The sequence below is a fragment of the Desulforamulus ruminis DSM 2154 genome, from assembly GCF_000215085.1.
GTDB lineage: Bacteria > Bacillota > Desulfotomaculia > Desulfotomaculales > Desulfotomaculaceae > Desulfotomaculum > Desulfotomaculum ruminis.
On sequence record NC_015589.1, the window covers coordinates 3,519,759 to 3,537,973 of the forward strand.

Here is an 18,215-nt window from a genome sequence, read left to right on the forward strand (position 1 = left end):
TCCTCATAATAGGTTTGCCCAAAATGGTTTAGGGGATTCACTTATCTTTACCTCCCTTACCATTAAAAAGCAAATGAGAAGGATAAATGAACTGGACCTCACTAGACCTTAAACTTGAGCTTTGATTTATTTTACCCCTTCTTGGAAAGAAAGTAAAACATTTTTCAACTTTAAGACGATTCTTTTTGCGTTTCTTTTTCTTTATTTGCTTGCTCTACTTTTCGCCCGATAAAAATGGCAAAAAACACGCAGGCAACCACCAGTACCGCCAGATCATACATCCCTACTCCCAGGGCCATCCCAACGGCGGAGGTAACCCATAATTCGGCGGCCGTAGTTACCCCGTGTTTCATCCCGCCACCTTTGCTGTTCCAGATTACACCGGCTCCCAAGAAGCCGATACCGCTAACAATCTGGGCGGCAATGCGAAAAGGGTCTTCTAAGGTTATGCCCATTTTTTCTGCTCCATAAACGGAAACCAGCATAATCAAGGTGGACCCTACACTAACTAACGAAAACGTTCTCATGCCGGCCGGTTTATTGTAAAGGGTTCTTTCATAACCAATGATCAGGCCCATTAGCATAGACACGACAATTCTCAAATAAATCTCCGGTGGAAAAAGGGTCATAGCATCACCTCTAAATAAATCCCCTAATTATTGTGTAATTATATACCAAATACCACTTTTTTAAACAAATGCATAATTTCTTTAATAAATCAAGTTAAAAGGCATTATTGGCGTTCAGTTTAAAAAAGCTTATAATAATAAAAGGCATCGGCCCGGCCAAAATTTAGCATAATCATGGGCCATAAAACGTAAAAAAATCCATTTTAACTTAAAACCTGTAAAGGATTGTGTAAAATTGAAAATATTAAAAAAAGCAATGGTTCATGCCCTCTCCAGGGAATCCCTGGGCAAAATATTTCAGTGGGCCTGCGGCAGCCGGTATAGCCGGAAATTGATTCGGCCTTACATCCGTTTGTACCAGGTGAATCCCGCGGAAATTAAACACCCCGACCAGTACAAAAGTCTTGCGGACTTTTTTAGCCGGGATATCTGCCCCTCCCTCCGTCCCGTGGATCCGGAAAAGGACGCCGTTGTGAGTCCTGTGGACGGTAAAATCGCGGACCTGGGCTTTGCCCGCGAGGACCAGCTTATCCTGGCTAAAAACAATTCCTACTCTATCTCCCAATTGCTGGGCCAAAGTGCTGCGGACGATTTTAGAGAAGGCTATTATTTTAATATCTACCTTAGCCCCAAAAATTATCACCGTATCCATATGCCCTTTGGCGCCAAGGTGATAAAACACAAAATCATTCCGGGAAAGGTTTTCCCCGTGAATGACCTGGGAGCCGCCACCATTAAAGATTTATTTGCCCGGAATAAGCGCACCTGCACCTTTTTTGAAACGCCCGGGGGGCTAAAATTTGCCTTGGTTAAAGTGGGTGCCCTGGGAGTGGGCCAAATTGTATCCCACTTTACCGAAGGGCAATGGATTGACAAAGCGGCGGAAATCGGCCGATTTGAGTTTGGTTCCACCGTCATCCTGCTGTTTCAACGGGAGATTTTTAAACCGGTCGAATCCATGCTGTCCGGCCAGGAAATTAAAATGGGCCAACGTATCGGAACTATGATCTATTAAGCAGTTTTTATGGGGCTGACCGGCTCCATAAAAACCTTTAGATAGAATCGCTTAATTCCTGCTCCGCCTTGGCGATTTCCTGCTTGCTCATGCCTTCCTTCATTAGTTTTAAAGTCAATGCCTCGGCCCAAAGAGAAGATTTCTCCCGAATCTTTCTATATTTCTTGGCCAGTTTTTTGTCCTTTCTAGCCCGTTCATCGGCATTGGAAACCAGGATGGACATCATAAAGCGGCCTTGAATGGACTCCTCGCGGTTAAAATCCTGGTAATTTTCATTAAAAAGTTTCATTACGTCCTGGAAGTAACCCTCAAATTCCTCGTAGGATATCTCCGTATCCATTCCCAGATACTCTTTCAACTTTGCAAAATGCTTTTCCATGCTCTTTTCGCTCCTTTAAAAGACTCTAGTCTCTATATTGACACTCTTACTGCACATGTTAAATTTTATTATACATTTCTTCTCTTGACCATCTTCATTTAATATAAATTTTTTCCATTTAACCGGCATTGCAGGCCATGAAGAAAACGCCCGCCTCCGGGGTTCCGGGTACGGGCGTTTTGAACAAAAATAACGACGATTTTCCTCCGGGATACAGAGGAAAAAGGTTAGTTTTCAGTATGAACCGGCAACCCCTTTTCCCGTCTGGCCATAACGCTGTGGGTCCGGCCATATAGAGCATAAACAGCCACACCGATAACCAGCCAGACAACAAACATTTTCCAGGTAATAGCCGGCAGGCTGATCATCAGGTAACCGCAGAAAAACACGGCCAGAACCGGCACCAGGGGAACCCAGGGTACACGGAAGGCCCGGGATACGTTGGGATGCGTCTTCCGTAAAATCAGGACCGAAATGGAAACCAGCACAAAAGCAGCCAAGGTTCCGATATTTACCAGATGGGCCAGGGTGCCCAAGGGGACCAAAGCGGAAATACAAGCACAGGCTAAGCCGGTGATCCAAGTACTGCTGTAGGGTGTTTTATAAGTGGAATGAACTTTGGAAAACATGGAAGGAATTAATCCGTCACGGCTCATGGCAAAGAACAAACGGATCTGTCCATAGAGCATCACCAGCAGAACCGTTGTCATACCGCAGATGGCTCCCAGGGAGATTAATCCTGCAAACCAGTTCTGTCCAATAAAATTCATGGCAAAGGCCACCGGTGCCGCCACATCCAATTGGTTGTAAGGGACAATCCCGGTTAGGATACCGGATACAACAATGTAAAGAACCGTACAGATGGTTAAGGAGGCAATAATACCAACAGGTAAATCTTTCTTGGGGTTTTTCACTTCTTCCGCAGCCGTAGCCACCGCATCAAAACCAAGATAGGCAAAGAAAATGGTGGCAGCGCCGGTCATGACACCGCTAAAACCAAAGGGCATAAAAGGAGTCCAGTTGGCAGGCTTAACATACCAGATCCCTACCGCGATGAAAACCAATACCACGGCAACCTTGATGACAACCATAATATTGTTCACCTTGGCGCTTTCGCGAATGCCACGGGATAACAGCCAGGTGATCAGCAGGATCATAACAAAGGCCGGCAGATTAAATACCGCGCCGGGAGCACTGCCCGGGGCACCGGTTAAGGCCGCCGGCAGATGGATACCAAAACCGGCAATCAGGTTCTGAAAGTAACCGGACCAGCCTACACCAACCGCAGAAACGGCTAACCCATACTCAAGAATTAAATCCCAACCAATTAACCAAGCAACAACTTCACCAAGAGTAAAATAACTGTAAGAATAAACACTACCGGCAATGGGAACGGTGGAAGCAAACTCGGCGTAACACAAAGCAGCAAACACACAGGCTAAACCCGCAATCACAAAGGATAAGACCAAAGCGGGCCCGGCATGCTGCGCCGCAGCCACACCCGTAAGTACAAAAATTCCGGTACCAATAATTGCCCCAATTCCCAGCAGCGTTAAATCAAAAGAACTTAAGCAGCGGTTTAAGGCATGCCTTTTTGATGAACCCAGCAGTTCATCCAGTGACTTTTTCCGAAATAGACTCATACCAATCCTCCCAGGTTAAAATTATTATGACAATTCTCATAACCAATTGTACAACCCGTTTCGACAATAGTCAAAAGAATTCTTGACCAAATGACAGTTTTTTAATTTCATTCCAAAAGGAATTATATGTTCAAAAACTAAACACATACCATACACAAGGGACATTTGTCTTCCTAAAAAACCATGCTTTTCTTGGAATCAGCCCCACTACAACATAAGGAAATCGGACAGATAAATATGTATAAATTCCATCTATTTATATGTCATATTTTTAAACACAACAAGCGGGTTCCCATTAGAACCCGCTTGTTATATGGCTTTATTCAGATCAATATCCGCAAAATTTAGGTTGAAAAACTCATGTTATCTCCCCATTTAATTAAGGGCAGCTCGAAGGGATATTCAAAATTCGGACTGTAGGGTCGTACCCGCAGGGTATAGCCGGAGGTTCCCTGAAGAAGGACCAGATTCGTTTCGTAGCGGTACAAATCCTGTCCCACCGGCTCTTTTAAATTCATGGGCATCAACATGACATCCACCAGCGCCTTATCGCCCACTTTCCCATAAACCACCTCCACAATCACATCCTGTGGTTTAATGGACCCCAGGCACACGTCGGCCTGAATAAAAATATTCTGTCCTACCTTCAGGGTCTTGGGCTGATCAACCCGGATCGACTGGAAATGAACATGGTGCCAGTTTTCCTGCATGTACCGCTTATGCTCCTGCATTTGTTGAGCCACTTTATATTCCTGGGCCATATACCGCCGGCCCTTCATGGCTGCCGGCAGGTAAAATCTCTGGGTATACTCCTTTACCATGCGTTCAGTGCTGAACCGCCAGGGTATGGTGGCCAAGGAATTCTTCATCCGGCGCACCCACTCCCGGGGAATCCCATTCACCCTGCGGTAATAATAGGGAACAATGGTCTGTTCTAAAAGGTCAAAGAGGGAATTGGCATCTTCTCTGTCTTGAATTTCCTCGTTGTCATACTCCAGTTCGGAACCAATGGCAAAGCCGTTCTCCCCGTTATAAGCCTCCGGCCACCAGCCATCCATGATACTGCAGTTGATAATACCGCTTACAGCCGCCTTTTGACCGCTGGTGCCGCTGGCCTCCAGAGGACGCCTGGGCGTGTTCAGCCAAACATCCACTCCCTGAAGTAAATGCCGGGACACATTGATATCGTAATTTTCTACAAAAACAATTTTTCCACGGAACCGCTCCTCTTCGGCCAGATCCAAAAGTTGTTTAATAATCTCCTGTCCGGGCCGGTCTGCCGGATGGGCCTTACCGGAAAAAATAATCTGCACCGGTCTTTCGGGGTTATTCAGCAGCCGGGCCAAACGGTCTTTGTTGCGGAGGAGTAAATTAGCCCTTTTATAGGTGGCAAAGCGCCGGGCAAAACCGATGGTGAGAACATCTTTACTTAAATACCCGGCATTCTCCCGGATTAATTCAATGGGTTCAAAATTCCGCTCCATACGCCGGCACAAATTATGCTGTACAAACTGAATCATTCTTTCCTTTAATAGCATGTGTACCTGCCAGAGCTCCTCATCGGAAATATCGTAAACCCGTTGCCACTGTTCCTGATTTGAAATGTTCTCCATCCAATTCATGCCGATATATTTTTCAAACAGTTGTTTCATTTCACGATCGGCCCAGGTCTCGGTGTGGACACCGTTGGTCACATAATAAATTGGAATTTCTTCCATGGGAATACCGGTATATTGGTAAGCAAACATTTTTTTGGTAACTTCCCCGTGCAGTTTGCTCACTCCGTTGGTAAAGACCGAGTGGTTCATGGCCAGCTTGGTCATATTAAAACCCTGACGCCGGTCATCCCAGCCCATGCCCATAAAAACATCCCGGCTGACATGCAATTTATCATAAAAATAGCTTAGGTACTGGTCAATCATTTCCGGGCTGAATACATCGTGTCCGGCAGGAACCGGCGTATGGGTGGTAAAAATGGTGCATGAACGGACCGCCTCACTGGCAACCGCAAAGGGAATTTCTTTTTCAACCAGTTCCCGGATCCGTTCTACTATACTGAAGGACGCGTGGCCTTCGTTGATATGCCAGGCCGTGGGCGAGATACCCAGCTCCCGCAGGGCCTTTACCCCGCCGATGCCCAGGATGATTTCCTGGGAAATGCGGGTAGCCTGGTCTCCCCCATACAAGGTAGAGGTCAGCAACCGGTCTTCCATACGGTTTTGAGCCAAATCCGCATCCAAGAAATAAATGGTTATTCGTCCCACCTGAAGCTCCCATACTTTAACAAAAAGGTCCCGGCCCGGCAGAGGAACCGTAACAATCACGTCTCCACCATTCTTGGAGGCCGGAGTAACGGTCATCTCGTTAAAATCCATAAAGGAGTAGTGGGCCTCCTGCCAGCCTTCCCGGTTAATTCTCTGATAGAAATAGCCCTGCTTATATAAAATGCCCACTCCCACAAAGGGTAATCCTAGATCGCTGGCAGATTTGCAATGATCTCCGGCCAATAAACCCAGACCTCCGCTATAGACCGGGTTGGACTCGTGCACTCCAAATTCGGCGGAAAAGTAAGCAATTAATTGATTAGCTTGATCAGGAAATTTCTTTTGATACCAAGTTTCTTTCTTCATATATTCATCCAGATAGCCCATCATCAAATCATACATGTACAAATAATTTGGATCGTCGGCTGCTTTTTCCAGTTTGCCTTTATCTACATGCAGCAAAAATTTAACCGGATTGTGATTAACCTCTTCCCATAACACCCTGTCAATTTTGCTGAAAAGTTGTTGTGATCTAGGGCGCCAACTGAACCAGAGGTTCCGGGCCAGTTCGGTTAACCGGCTAATTCTTTCAGGCATTTCAGGCATAACTGAAATTGTACGAAAAGAATACATTTTATCCCCCCATGTGTTCAAAAATAGGTTGTCGCTACCATATTACGGCTTGTCAAAGATTCTAGCACAATTATATTATTTTTATTAGTTCTTATGGTAATTTTATCTTTAATTTTTTAAAAATAAAAAAAGCGAGGCATTAACCTCGCTTAATTACAACACTGCTGATTTCTTTCGGAGCCGGTTCCGGTCTATGGGACAGTACCACCAGCACCGCCCCCGCCAAAACCCCCACCCCTCCAATCAGTTGGCTGACCGTTAATTTATCATGAAATAAAATAACGGAAAGGCCAATGGTAATTAGGGGCTCAACCATGCTTAGGATGGCGGTTTTAGTGGAACCAACCAGTTCCAGCCCGCGAAAATAGGTAAACATGGAGACCACCGTAGAAAGGACGGCAATGACGGCAATGGCCACCCAGGCCTGAAGCTCCAGATCCAGTTCCAGTTCATGGCGGGCCAAACCCATAATTAGCAGGGAAACCGTAGCAAATAAAGAAACAAAGGCACTGGTAATCACAGCCGGTAATTGTTTAACCACCCGGCTGCCCAGCACCGTATAACCGGAATATACCAGAGCAGCCCCTACAGCCAGCAGTACCCCTAGATGATTAATGGCGTTAAAGGATGTTCCCACCACCATGGAGAGACCGATAATGGATAAGAGGATGGAGAAAATAATTTGACGGTTCAATTTTTCCTTATCCACCCAATAGGACAGCAGAACCACATAAATGGGATAGGTGTAAAAAATCAGCACCGCCAGGGACGCCGGTATGTACTGAACCGATGAAAAATAAAACAGCGATTGCAGGGTGTAAAAAATACCGCCCAGAATAAACAGGAAAAGAAAATGTTTTGCTTTAATGGCAAAGGCTTCTCTTTTAATTAAAATATAAAGAAAAAACAGCACGGTGGCGATGCTAAAACGCATTAGCAGCAGGGTATTCACACTGGCGCCGCCTTCATAGGCATACAAAGCAAAAATAGGCATAATGCCAAAAAAAACAGCCGATAGTAGGACCAGCACAACCCCAATTTGATATGGATTCAAGATTTCTCACCCGCTCATCGGTATTTTCTTTTTGACGTCGAAGATCAATCATGGTCCCGCGGGTGACTTTCCTTGCCATTTCCAATGGGAACTGTTTGCCTGGGTCATCCATAAGATGGGAATTTTCTTAATGTAGATTTAACATCGCAATCTAAATATCTTTCTATCTTCCCATAACTATTTCCTGCAGGACTAAAGCAAGGAAACTAATTTTAATTGCCTGCAGCGGAAGCAACCCGGTTCCTGCCTTCCGATTTGGCCCGGTAAAGGGCTTCATCCGCTTCATTAATTAATTCACTAATGGTTTTCTCGGTCTCTTTATCCAGAAAAGAGACGCCAAAACTTGCGGTTATTCGAATGGATGCCGAGCTCCCCGGCAAATCAAAGGACTGGTTTTCCACAGCCTGACGCATACGTTCGGCAATGGTCAAAGCCTCTTTCGGAGCGGTCTCCGGAAGGCAAACAATAAATTCCTCACCGCCATAGCGCCCCAAAATATCGTAGAGCCTGCAGGTCTTGGTTAAACACAGGGCAAACTGGTGAAGAATAAAATCCCCGGCCGAATGACCATAGGTATCGTTTACCCTTTTGAAACGATCGATGTCCCCCAGGATAATGCTCAGGGAATCTCCCTGCCGCTGGGTCCGGTTATATTCATCCTCCAGGCGATCCATAAAGGCCCTGCGGTTAAGCAGTCCGGTCAGGGGATCGGTTGCCGCAAGGCATTCGGCACGCTCACGGTCCTTTTCAGCCTGGATTTTTGCCCTTCTTAGTTCATCCTCCAGTTTTTTCCGCTCGGTAATATCCCGGACAATTCCCTCTACAGCCAACGGCCGGCCCTCTTGATCCGGCAGTTGCACCCTCCGGAATTCCAACCAGATGATTCTGCCGTCGGGACGTACCAGACGTGCCGTATCAACGGTCTGGCCGTCTCCGGCGAAAATTTCCGCCAGATCCTGGGGATCCTCAGGATGGGATAACAAAGTAAGAATATCAAAGTTGCGATACAACACTTCCGGTCTGCATCCCATAATTTTCGCCGTTGCCGGGCTTAAATACTCAAAATGGGGTTCCGGCAGCAGTTTCAAACGGTAAATGATGTCGGGAGCGTTCTCCGCCAAACGGCGGAACCGTTCCTCGCTGGCAATTAACGCCGCCTCCACCTTTTTTCGCTGAGAAATATCCCTTACAACGCTTAATATTACGGTTTTTTCCGAAAGAGACTCATACTGGGAGCTAACCTCCACCTGCAGGATGCTCCCATCTTTACAACGGTGTCGGGTTTCAAAAATCCCACCCGGTTTCTCTCCTACCAGGGGTATATCGCTGTCTACACACAAGTCCTTCATTTTTAGGGACAGCAGTTCTTCCCGGCTATAGCCGTAGGTCCATACAGCCGCATCATTAGCCCTTATAATCCGGCCGTCCTCACTTTGCAGAACCAGCATAATGTCCCGGTTATATTTGAAAAAAATATGATTGAGCAAAATTGCCAACATCCTTTTATATCATATACCTATTCTATCATTATCGGTAACTGAACAAGGTTTGTTTAGAAAAATCAGTAAATGTATCCGAAACAAAAAATTACCCAAACACCAAGGCAAGACCGTGTTTGGGTAATCCGGATTATACTTTAAATTTAACCACTAGGGAATTGAGGTTTTCCGCCAAATGGGTCAGATTTTCCGTTGCAGCGGACACTTCCTCCATGGCCGCCGTTTGTTCCTCGGTGGTGGCTGCCACATTCTGCACCCCGGCGGTTATTTGCTGGGCTGAAGCGGCAACGTTTTGCACCTGACTGCCCAAGCTCTTAACCGCTTCAATGATTTCATGAAAGGAACGGCCCACTTCAGACACAACACGGTTTCCTACCTGCACCTTTTCATTGCCCAAAGCCATGGCCTGCAAAGCCTGCCGGGATTGCTCATCAATATCCTGAATCAATTGTTTTATCTGGCGGGTGGATTGGGCGGACTGTTCCGCCAGCTTTCTAACCTCATCGGCTACCACCGCAAAGCCTTTACCCGCTTCCCCGGCCCGCGCCGCCTCAATGGCTGCGTTTAAAGCCAGCAGGTTGGTTTGATCGGCAATGTTGGTAATCACTTCTACAAACTGACCAATCCTTTGAATGGCACTGTTCAGCGCCTCGATGGACCGGTTTACCTGGCTGGTGGCGGCGGATATATCCTCCATCTGACCGGTTACCAGTTCAACGTCCTGCTGGCCTTTATCTGCATGTATGGACGCCGCTTCAGCCTGTCTGGCCACTTCCTGGGTATCATCGGCCATATTCTCCACGGTGCTGGACATCTGGTTCATGGTAGCCGCCGTTTCCGTAGCTCCGGCCGAGGTCTGCTGGGCCTGGGCCGTCAGTTGTTTGGAGTCCTCACTCAACTGCTCCGCCGAGTGCTTGATTTCTTGAATGATTTCCCGGAAATTCCCCTGCATTTTATTCAGTGCATCCGCCAATTCGCCCAATTCGTCCCTGGACTGACTTTGCACGGTCTCCCTGAAATCCCCCGCAGCATATTGATTGGCTGCAGTCACCATATGGATAATCGGATTGCGAATCATTCTAGTTAATGCAATGCTTAAAACGATTCCTACTAAGACGGCAACGATACTGACGATTAAGGCGGTTCGAATGATCCCCTTTTGCTCTTTAATGGCCGAAGCCGTCATTTCCTTCATTATCTTGTCATTTTCCAGGACCAGCTCATGCAAGGTTTTTGATATCTGATCCGTCATGGGAATCAGTTCCTTAGCAATACCAATGACCTTCCCTCTTAACTGGTTGGATTTTTCAACATTGCCATCGGCCAAGGCCTGGTGATATTCCCTGGTAACAGGAGCTAATACGTTTAATAACCCGTTTTTATACTGTTCGGTGACGGATATCAGGTTTTGAACTTCCGGTTTGTTCCCCTGATATTTTTTTTGTAGAAGGTCCTTTTCTCCCTGGATAATTTCATTCAGGGTCTCCTCCACCTGCTGGTAATACTTTTCGTCACCATAGGCAATGTACCCGCGAATGGCGGCTGCGGCGCTGGAAAATTGGTTTTCAAGCTGCATTTCCAGAATTAATCGTTGATTCGCCTGTTCAATTCCTTCCACCTGTTTTTCGGATTTGCTGAGGGATAAAAAAGCATTGCCACTTAACAAGATAACCAGAATAAGCATAAATGCAAAACCCAGACTAACTTTTACCCCAATTTTTAAATTCATATCCTTGCCCCTCCCTGAAACATTAATCATACTGCAATGGTATCACGACATTTTTTTCTTCTCGTTAAAACGGTGCAAAGTTAGGAAAATTGTAGTATTCTTGTTATATTTAAAGGTATTGTCCTCAGGGGCAGGGCAATGATTTTTCTTTTTTCTTTGTTATTTCGACATATTTTTATTACAAAATCCTTAACTGCTCATGCTTTTGTGCAGCATTTCAATATACTCAATTTGTAATTGGATCAACTCCCTCTTCCTTCTCTCCAACTGTGCCTTTACCTGGGGATCGGTGGTTTTATCCAGTTGTTCATAAATGTCCAAAATCACATCCAGCTCCCTTTGAAAGGCTTCACGAATTTCTTGACGGTCCATCCTTCGTCCTCCTTTTTTAAATGAATTAAAAAATGAAAAACGCAGAGACTCCCGCCCTGTGTGATAAAACAGTTTTGGCAGCCTGGCAACCGTTCCCTTCGGGATTAGGCCCATGGCTTTGCGTCCTTACCTTTCGATAAGTTTGCCTTTATCGTCTCTTTATTTTATAGGTAAAAAGTCCCATAGACAGGACTATTTTCCTACTCATTCTATCCTTTTTTTACATCTTTTTCAATATCCATGCCCTTTCTTTCCCCTGAAAAAATTAAAGGAGCTGTCAAAATGAACACAGTTGGTTCCTTTTGTCCAGCCTCCTATTGACTAAAATAAAAAGAATAGAACACGGATTTTACGGATTTCCACGGATCCCACGGATTAAATAATATTTTAAAAATCCGCGCAAATCCGTATAATCCGTTAAATTCGTGTTCCATTTCTTTAGTCTGTTGTTCGTTGTTATTTGCCCGTTCTCTGGCGTCTTTTTTAATCGTAGTTTTACGATTAATCTGGCTTGCGCATTTTTAATACGGCGTCACGTCCTCTATATCCTCCGGGAGCAGCCTGTCCGAGTTTCCGCCCTGCATAATCCTGGAAGCGGCATTACGGTAGGCCCTGTCTATCAGATTTTTAGCATACCGGGCATTGCCCAATTGTCCGATCCGATCTTTTTTTTGTACCAGCAACTGAAGAAGTTTTTCTCTGGCTCCGGCAGTCATGGTTAACTGGTATTCATCCGCCATTTTCTCAGCCACCTGTACCAGCTCATCCGGGGTAAAATCGGGGAAATACAGTGTCCGGGCCACCTCTGAAGCGCACCCCGCCTTCTCCAGCAGCAGGTCCATTTCTTCCTTGCTGCCGGATAGCACCACCCGGACTTCTGTCTGCTCCATCATTTGCTCAAACTTTTTCCCGGTCAACCGGTAAACTTCCGGGGCGTCATCAACGAAAAGAATGCCTCCCTTTGCCTTTTCCATAGCCAACGCTAATTTATGCAGGGCTTCCTCCTGAGATAACCCGGCCATGTCATCCCTGTCCAGTTCAACAAAAAGACCCCTTTGGGCAATTCCCATTCTCCCCAATACTCTTCCCATCATCCGGGCCACCGCAACCTTCCCCCTGCCGGGATTCCCTACAAAGGCGTAATGCACCGGCCTTCTTGATATAGAAAGATCCCTGGCCATTTCCCGGAGAGTTTCTTTATAGGGTGCCAGTCCCACCAGATCATCCATTCCCTTGAGAATATCTTCAATGTTGATGCTTTGTAACATGTTCACACCCCTTGTTATTTTTTACTCCTCTTTCCGCTGATGGATTTTTATAAAAAGGGACTCCATGATGGATCATGCAGTCCCTGCAGTTATTTAAATTATAGTCTTCCCCGCTGACTTAAACAATCTCTAAAGGGAATTTAGCAGGGCCAACCCCGCAAACATTCCGGTAAGCATTCCCAGCAAGGAAAGAGCCAATACAATGATAATTAAAATACCCTGGATTTTAAAATAGGAATTTAAACTGGCAAAAAGCATATTCAGCTTGGCCTCATCTTGTTCCGATGCCAGAAACTCATCGGCATACTTTTTCGCATTCCGGAGTTTTATCCCCAGCACAATGGTAATAATACCAGGAATCGCGCCGATAATGAAAGCAAAAACACCGGCCAGGGCCGATAAAGCCCCGAATATAATGGTCATAAGTCCTACAAAGCCTGCCCACTTACTCATTTGTTCCAGATATTCCCGACCGACCAAAAAAACACCCCCTTGATAGCATTTTACTTCAGTCTATTCTTGGGGGATTGTCCTTGATACCAATTCATTACAAGACTCAAGCAGCACTCCTTTTGCCGTTTTCCTGTCAAATATAAAAAACGCCCTTCCCGGTCCCAGGGAAAGACCGGATTATGTTTTTCCGCATATCTCTACACTTTTCTACTTTATCCACATGTTTCTGATTTATCCACAGAGTTATACACAATTTATCCCCGAAAGTTATTAAACCACTGAGACTTCCGCACTAAGACCGCTGAAAAACAATGGTTCCCCGTCCTATTTCCTTATAAACACCGGGGTCCCCACCATGTCTTAGACGCTGTTAGAATTAAATGACCGGTACCATACTCATGCTATGGTTCGCCATTTCGCTAAAATAAGCCCGGCGGGAATTATCAATATGTTCCCTGGCAACCCGCTCTGCCAGCACACCGTCCTTTCTTTTAATCGCTTCCAGCAGTTGCCGGTGCTCCCGGGTGGCTTCTTCAAGACGTCCGGGATGGCAGTAACCAACCCGGGTATACCTGGTTATATAGTCAATTAATGAGATAATCATCTCATATAACCGAGGGCTGCAGGCAGCCTGGTAAATCACCTTATGGAATTCCAGGTGCACCCCTTCCAGTTCTCCCAGCCTTTTTTTCAGGGCCAGTTGTTCAATGGCTTCCAGCCGCCCGGTTAAAGCATTCATTTCTTCCGGTTTAATCTTCTCCGCGGCCATGCGGGCCGCCAGACCCTCCAGCACAGCCCGGATGCGGTAGACCTCCATAACCTCCGTATCCGTTACCTGAGCCACCACAGCGCCAACTCTGGGAAGATTAACCACCAGACCCTCGGACTCCAGAATGCGGATGGCTTCCCGAACCGGAGTCCGGCTGACTCCCAGCAGTTGGGCAAACTTCCGTTCAATCAGCCGCTCCCCTGGCTTTAACCGGCCTTCTACAATGGCTTGCCGCAAGCGTTTATAAACCTTATCCCGCACCTGGGGCTGGATTTCAATTTCCACCGGTGTAAGTCCGAATTCTTCAGGCACTTTTTAACCCCCTTTGGTATACCACATACCAATCTTGAACCTATACTACCCATTCCCGGAGATTAAAGCAATGGACGCTGCTCGTTGTATTGGCTTTATTTCTCTAAATAATCACTTATTATGAAGCCTATCTTGCAATTACCTCCACTTTGACAGGGTATTGCTATATTTCTGTCAGAATAACCGGGCCTTCCGCAGTCACCGCCAAGGTATGCTCATACTGCACGCAAATGGAACCGTCCACAGTTCTGGCGGTCCAACCGTCTTTATCCAATACCGCCTTCCATTTGCCCAGAGTGATCATGGGTTCGATGGCCAGGGTCATGCCGGCCTTAATCAAAGGGCCGGTGTTTGCTCTGCCAAAGTGAGGAATTTGCGGACTTTCCCACAAATTTTGCCCTACTCCGTGGCCGCAAAACTCCCGAACAACCCCATAACGGTATTTCTCCGCATAGGTCTGGATGGCTGCTCCAATATCGCCAATGCGGTTTCCCGGTTGAGCCAGTTCAATCCCCAGGTATAGAGATTTCCGCCCTACCTCCATCAACTGCCGGATCTCTTCCGAGACCTCCCCTACCGCATAGGTCCAAGCCGAATCCCCATGATACCCTTTATAAAAGGCCCCCACGTCAATGGTTACCACATCCCCCTTTTGTAGAGGTTCCGGCCCGGGAAAACCATGGCAAATGACATCATTCAGGGCCACACAGATGGCGGCGGGAAACCCCTGATGCCCTTTAAAACTGGGTGTGGCTCCCCTTTGACGAATATGCTTCTCCACAGTCTGATCCAACTCCAGGGTAGTTATCCCGGGTTTTATCCGTTCTGCCAGTATCCGGTGGCACTCCGCAACGATCCGGCCGGCCTCTCTCATAATCTCAATTTCCCGGGCCGATTTTAAGATAATCAATTTGGATCCCCCTAGTATAAATTTACTTTTTTGTTATTTACTTTATTTTAACGTTTGATATGATTATTTTGACAGCTTTTTCCCCAAAAGGGTTCATAAATTATGTATTTTTATTTTCCTTATGAAAGAATCATGATTCGTCCTTAGCTTAAAGAAAGGGGGTGAGACGTTATGAACACTGAAAAAAATCCCGTTGTGGAAAGAAGGCAGGGACCGGACCTCTGGGTCAAGTTTTTAAAAGCCGCTGCCATTCTTGTTTGGTTGGCCATGCTGGTCATTCTTCTAATTATTGATCAGGCCAAACCGGAGTTTGAAAATTTCTTCAGCCGGTTGTTCAACGTTACTTTAAGACAGGACTGGGATACGGATATTTTGGCCTATGCCTTTTATTTAAGTGTACTGATGCTTATCTTCTCGATCTTTACTCTGCTGGTGAACCGAAAGCGCCACCGCCGGAAGAGCGACCGTTACAGCCGCTCGGTGATTATCATGATTTTCTTTTCCACGGCTGTTATTCTCTTCTATTTTATAAAAACCTATTTATAAATATAAAAAGAGGCCGGAGCATTTTTCATCACCTTTGTATAAGACTAAAAAGGAAGAAATGCCGGGATCGATCTAAATGCCAACCAATCATCTTAATATTCCAGCTAAAAATCATCATGTTCCCTCTTCTTTTGTATTACAAGTATCTACGATTTTACGGACCAAAATCTCCATCTCACCAACTTCCCTTAAAATTAAAGGAGAATAATCTACTTTCTTCCGCTCAATGTTTAATAGAAGATATCCTTTGATAATGGTAATCTTATCAAACATTTCACTGCAAATTTCGGCAACGGCCTTTTCCCTGCTCATTAAAAGTATCCTTTCAAAAATCAAGGATTTATATCTATCATATGATCTGTAATGTAATCTCTAATAAACTTGTTCTATTTTATATAGAAAATCCCCCGAATAAAAGAAACATTTAAGCAGAAAAGTGAAAGGCCGTAAATTTCTTGCATCCAGAAATTTACGGCTCAAGTCTTACGAAACCTATCTTTTTCATATTTTTTGTAGCTTGGTATTAACCTCAATCTCCAACTGTTTTATTTGTTGTTCAAGATCCTCTCCGTTGATAATGCCTAAATTTGTCATTTCCTGGTGGAGGGATTCCCACTCGGATTGATTCTTCAAACTTAACCCCTCCGTCTCTTTTATTTTTCTCATAATATTTTTTTACTAGAAGGAACTCTATACTTTTTGTTGAATTAAACAAAATGAATGTTTTAAATTAGGATGTGTGATTGTTGACGTTTGACTGTTGCCGCAGTCAAACGTCAATTTTTATTCTCGGTTTTCTGCCGCACCCCCTTAAGCTTAATTTTAATTTATGAGATTTTTTAAAGAGGATTATTCTAGCAATGGGATTTAAAATCCTGTATTTTTTTACATAAATAGTAAAATTTTTCAAGTTAGTCTGTATTATTGCAAAATTTTACTATTAATATTTATTATTATTTTTAAGATTAGCATCTTTAGAAACCATCCTTTGGAAATGTTTGTTAAGCACTTCTTATTTTAAACCAAACATTTGTTCTGTGCAACCTTTAAAAAATGATTTATCTCAGGGTAATCTTCTGCGGTTTTTCGTCCTTCCACTCCAGTCCTTTAATTTTTCCCAGTTCCCAGGCCGCCACAGCATAACCTCCCAGGGTTAAACCCGTCGGCACCGCCTCCCGCCAAGGCATTTGCAGGAACAGGAAAGCTGCAGCCAGCCCCCAGACCAAAGCTAAAAGAGGCGCCACACCCTTAAGACTTGGCAGCAACCGATAAGTAACCCAAACTAAAATCAGAATAACCGGTACAAAAGGAATTGCTTTAGCAGGCACAAATACCTGCAGCAGTCCGCCAAAATTCTCAAAAATAACACTAATATCCATTATGCTTCTCCTTCCAATGACAGAGTCACCATCAACCCGTAAGCAATTTCATTGGCTAAGCCGTCTAAAAAATCATGGTTTTTCAGCAATTGGGCATCGCCAGTATGATCCATAAACAGGCATTCCAAAAGAACCGCCGGCATATGGGTCAGGCGAAGAACCGCAAAATCGGCATATTTACACCCGCGATCTTTCACCTTATGCCGGGCCAGATACTGCATAATCTGACTGTGCAGCCGGTTCCTCAAAGCATCCGCCGGTTTATTTTTAGCAGCCGGGTGAACAAAACTTTCAAAGCCTTCACCGCCACCGGCGTTCACATGAAGGGATAAATAAAAATCCGCCTTTAGGCGGTTGGCTTCCTGGGGCGGCTTGTATAATTCATCTCGGGCAGTGCTTTTAGGGTTGCTCAGAGAGGGTTGCACGATGATAATCTCCGCATTCCTTCCGGCTAACTTCTCCTTCACCCTTTGAGCCAGTTCCCAGACAATAAACTTTTCCACCAGCCCGTTGGCAACCGCTCCGGGGTCCTGGCCCCCATGCCCCGGGTCCAGAACAATGATTTTTTTATTCTTCACCCCAACCTCTCCTTTTACTGTGGCCAATATTTCAGCACCAGCCCAATGCCCACGCCGATACCGCCCCATTTGGCCAATTGCAGCATCAGGGTGGTGATTTTATCATCCTGTTTCTCATTCCGGGACTCCTGCCTGCTGCAACACTTCTCCCGGTACCGCTCGCACTCCTGACGGTTCACGGCGTCCCGCTGGTGGTCCAGGCGCTCATAGATCTGTTTAATTTCCTCCCGGGTCTCTTCCCGCTGCTTGGTCAGAGCCACCTCAATCTTCTCTAACCATTTCACCACATTACTCAGTTCATTTTTCAATACGTTGATATCCTCCGGCGGCACAAGCCCACCCCCTATGTCATTCACTTGCTAGTAATCAATACCGGTACTGCATCTCTAAATTGTTAATGATGGGCTGCCCCGTTATCCGTTAAATGAATCTTGCCCGTTGTCTCAACAGTCTAACGGCTCTTTCCGGCGTTCAAAAAATTCAGCAGCTTCCGAATACCATTCTTCGTCCGCCCTCTTTGCATCTGCTTTATCATTTCTTCCTGCTCCATAATCCGCCTCTGCCGGTCCTGTTCCCTCAGGAAATCAATGAACTGCATGTACTCCTCCGGACTGATTTCCTGTAACTCCGCATGATCCGGCAGTTCCACCTGATCCTCCAGCGGAAAAACCACCTCGGATTCCCCTTCATAGCCGATAACAAAATGGACCGGCAGATTACCATACTGCACGGTCCCGTCTTCCCTCACCTGCTTTTGTGTTTTAAAATACCGCATGCTTCCCC

20 protein-coding genes and 1 riboswitch are annotated in these 18,215 nt (G+C 45.6%); of the genes, 2 read left to right on the plus strand and 18 right to left on the minus strand.

Annotation, left to right across the window (positions count from 1 at the left end; genetic code table 11):
• Positions 1–170: 170 nt before the first annotated feature.
• Positions 171–629 (minus strand): MgtC/SapB family protein, encoded by a 459-nt coding sequence (locus tag DESRU_RS17495; protein WP_013843414.1) that lies wholly within the window; start codon positions 627–629, stop codon positions 171–173.
• Between the two features lie 235 nt (positions 630–864).
• Here DESRU_RS17495 and asd point away from each other — a divergent pair, with 235 nt between their 5' ends.
• On the plus strand, positions 865–1,644 hold the full coding sequence (asd, locus tag DESRU_RS17500) for an archaetidylserine decarboxylase (RefSeq protein ID WP_013843415.1): 780 nt from the start codon (positions 865–867) through the stop codon (positions 1,642–1,644).
• A gap of 37 nt (positions 1,645–1,681) precedes the next feature.
• On the opposite strand, the gene DESRU_RS17505 is transcribed toward asd, so the two are convergent.
• The 11 genes from DESRU_RS17505 to map form a co-directional block, all read right to left on the minus strand.
• Entirely contained in the window at positions 1,682–2,023 is a 342-nt protein-coding gene (locus tag DESRU_RS17505; protein WP_013843416.1) for a hypothetical protein, read from the minus strand.
• Positions 2,024–2,250: 227 nt separating this feature from the next.
• Positions 2,251–3,666 carry a branched-chain amino acid transporter BcaP gene (locus tag DESRU_RS17510; RefSeq protein WP_013843417.1) on the minus strand — a complete coding sequence of 472 codons (1,416 nt, stop codon included), beginning with the start codon at positions 3,664–3,666 and terminating at the stop codon, positions 2,251–2,253.
• Positions 3,667–4,010: 344 nt separating this feature from the next.
• The gene (glgP, locus tag DESRU_RS17515; protein WP_013843418.1) at positions 4,011–6,563 is read right to left on the minus strand and encodes an alpha-glucan family phosphorylase; all 2,553 of its coding nucleotides are present in this window, start codon (positions 6,561–6,563) and stop codon (positions 4,011–4,013) included.
• Positions 6,564–6,702: 139 nt separating this feature from the next.
• Positions 6,703–7,617: a DMT family transporter gene (locus DESRU_RS17520; protein WP_013843419.1), complete on the minus strand. Its 915-nt coding sequence runs from the start codon at positions 7,615–7,617 to the stop codon at positions 6,703–6,705.
• Positions 7,618–7,829: 212 nt separating this feature from the next.
• Positions 7,830–9,104, minus strand: coding sequence for a diguanylate cyclase (locus DESRU_RS17525; RefSeq protein WP_013843420.1), 1,275 nt, complete (start codon positions 9,102–9,104; stop codon positions 7,830–7,832).
• Between the two features lie 142 nt (positions 9,105–9,246).
• The gene (locus DESRU_RS17530; RefSeq protein ID WP_013843421.1) at positions 9,247–10,845 is read right to left on the minus strand and encodes a methyl-accepting chemotaxis protein; all 1,599 of its coding nucleotides are present in this window, start codon (positions 10,843–10,845) and stop codon (positions 9,247–9,249) included.
• A gap of 189 nt (positions 10,846–11,034) precedes the next feature.
• Positions 11,035–11,217, minus strand: coding sequence for a hypothetical protein (locus tag DESRU_RS17535; RefSeq protein WP_013843422.1), 183 nt, complete (start codon positions 11,215–11,217; stop codon positions 11,035–11,037).
• 73 nt (positions 11,218–11,290) lie between these two features.
• A riboswitch (cyclic di-GMP riboswitch) is annotated at positions 11,291–11,374 on the minus strand.
• A gap of 364 nt (positions 11,375–11,738) precedes the next feature.
• Complete coding sequence (locus tag DESRU_RS17540) at positions 11,739–12,485, minus strand: P-loop NTPase family protein (protein WP_013843423.1); 747 nt, start codon at positions 12,483–12,485, stop codon at positions 11,739–11,741.
• 129 nt (positions 12,486–12,614) lie between these two features.
• Positions 12,615–12,965, minus strand: a complete 351-nt coding sequence (locus DESRU_RS17545) for a DUF5362 family protein (RefSeq protein ID WP_013843424.1) — start codon at positions 12,963–12,965, stop codon at positions 12,615–12,617.
• 349 nt (positions 12,966–13,314) lie between these two features.
• Positions 13,315–14,019, minus strand: coding sequence for a GntR family transcriptional regulator (locus tag DESRU_RS17550; protein ID WP_013843425.1), 705 nt, complete (start codon positions 14,017–14,019; stop codon positions 13,315–13,317).
• 163 nt (positions 14,020–14,182) lie between these two features.
• Entirely contained in the window at positions 14,183–14,929 is a 747-nt protein-coding gene (gene map, locus DESRU_RS17555; RefSeq protein WP_013843426.1) for a type I methionyl aminopeptidase, read from the minus strand.
• Positions 14,930–15,100: 171 nt separating this feature from the next.
• Here map and DESRU_RS17560 point away from each other — a divergent pair, with 171 nt between their 5' ends.
• Positions 15,101–15,475: a hypothetical protein gene (locus DESRU_RS17560; protein ID WP_013843427.1), complete on the plus strand. Its 375-nt coding sequence runs from the start codon at positions 15,101–15,103 to the stop codon at positions 15,473–15,475.
• 114 nt (positions 15,476–15,589) lie between these two features.
• Here the strand turns inward: DESRU_RS17560 and DESRU_RS17565 are convergent, their stop codons facing one another.
• The 6 genes from DESRU_RS17565 to DESRU_RS17585 form a co-directional block, all read right to left on the minus strand.
• Positions 15,590–15,787: a hypothetical protein gene (locus DESRU_RS17565; protein WP_013843428.1), complete on the minus strand. Its 198-nt coding sequence runs from the start codon at positions 15,785–15,787 to the stop codon at positions 15,590–15,592.
• Between the two features lie 189 nt (positions 15,788–15,976).
• Positions 15,977–16,108 carry a hypothetical protein gene (locus DESRU_RS21565; RefSeq protein WP_013843429.1) on the minus strand — a complete coding sequence of 44 codons (132 nt, stop codon included), beginning with the start codon at positions 16,106–16,108 and terminating at the stop codon, positions 15,977–15,979.
• Positions 16,109–16,533: 425 nt separating this feature from the next.
• Complete coding sequence (locus DESRU_RS17570) at positions 16,534–16,854, minus strand: hypothetical protein (protein WP_013843430.1); 321 nt, start codon at positions 16,852–16,854, stop codon at positions 16,534–16,536.
• Complete coding sequence (locus DESRU_RS17575) at positions 16,854–17,432, minus strand: N-acetylmuramoyl-L-alanine amidase (protein ID WP_013843431.1); 579 nt, start codon at positions 17,430–17,432, stop codon at positions 16,854–16,856. Before DESRU_RS17575 ends, DESRU_RS17570 begins: the two co-directional genes overlap by 1 nt.
• Before the next feature lie 14 nt (positions 17,433–17,446).
• Positions 17,447–17,764 carry a hypothetical protein gene (locus DESRU_RS17580; protein WP_013843432.1) on the minus strand — a complete coding sequence of 106 codons (318 nt, stop codon included), beginning with the start codon at positions 17,762–17,764 and terminating at the stop codon, positions 17,447–17,449.
• Between the two features lie 119 nt (positions 17,765–17,883).
• Positions 17,884–18,207: a hypothetical protein gene (locus DESRU_RS17585; protein WP_013843433.1), complete on the minus strand. Its 324-nt coding sequence runs from the start codon at positions 18,205–18,207 to the stop codon at positions 17,884–17,886.
• Positions 18,208–18,215 lie beyond the last annotated feature (8 nt).

Excerpts from the sequence above, each read along its gene's own strand:
- DESRU_RS17495 (WP_013843414.1), bottom strand. The coding sequence starts at position 629 with ATGACCCTTTTTCCACCGGAGATTTATTTGAGAATTGTCGTGTCTATG.
- DESRU_RS17505 (WP_013843416.1), bottom strand. The coding sequence starts at position 2,023 with ATGGAAAAGCATTTTGCAAAGTTGAAAGAGTATCTGGGAATGGATACG.
- DESRU_RS17510 (WP_013843417.1), bottom strand. The coding sequence starts at position 3,666 with ATGAGTCTATTTCGGAAAAAGTCACTGGATGAACTGCTGGGTTCATCA.
- glgP (WP_013843418.1), bottom strand. The coding sequence starts at position 6,563 with ATGTATTCTTTTCGTACAATTTCAGTTATGCCTGAAATGCCTGAAAGA.
- DESRU_RS17530 (WP_013843421.1), bottom strand. The coding sequence starts at position 10,845 with ATGAATTTAAAAATTGGGGTAAAAGTTAGTCTGGGTTTTGCATTTATG.
- DESRU_RS17535 (WP_013843422.1), bottom strand. The coding sequence starts at position 11,217 with ATGGACCGTCAAGAAATTCGTGAAGCCTTTCAAAGGGAGCTGGATGTG.
- DESRU_RS17540 (WP_013843423.1), bottom strand. The coding sequence starts at position 12,485 with ATGTTACAAAGCATCAACATTGAAGATATTCTCAAGGGAATGGATGAT.
- DESRU_RS17560 (WP_013843427.1), top strand. The coding sequence starts at position 15,101 with ATGAACACTGAAAAAAATCCCGTTGTGGAAAGAAGGCAGGGACCGGAC.
- DESRU_RS17565 (WP_013843428.1), bottom strand. The coding sequence starts at position 15,787 with ATGAGCAGGGAAAAGGCCGTTGCCGAAATTTGCAGTGAAATGTTTGAT.
- DESRU_RS17570 (WP_013843430.1), bottom strand. The coding sequence starts at position 16,854 with ATGGATATTAGTGTTATTTTTGAGAATTTTGGCGGACTGCTGCAGGTA.
- DESRU_RS17585 (WP_013843433.1), bottom strand. The coding sequence starts at position 18,207 with ATGCGGTATTTTAAAACACAAAAGCAGGTGAGGGAAGACGGGACCGTG.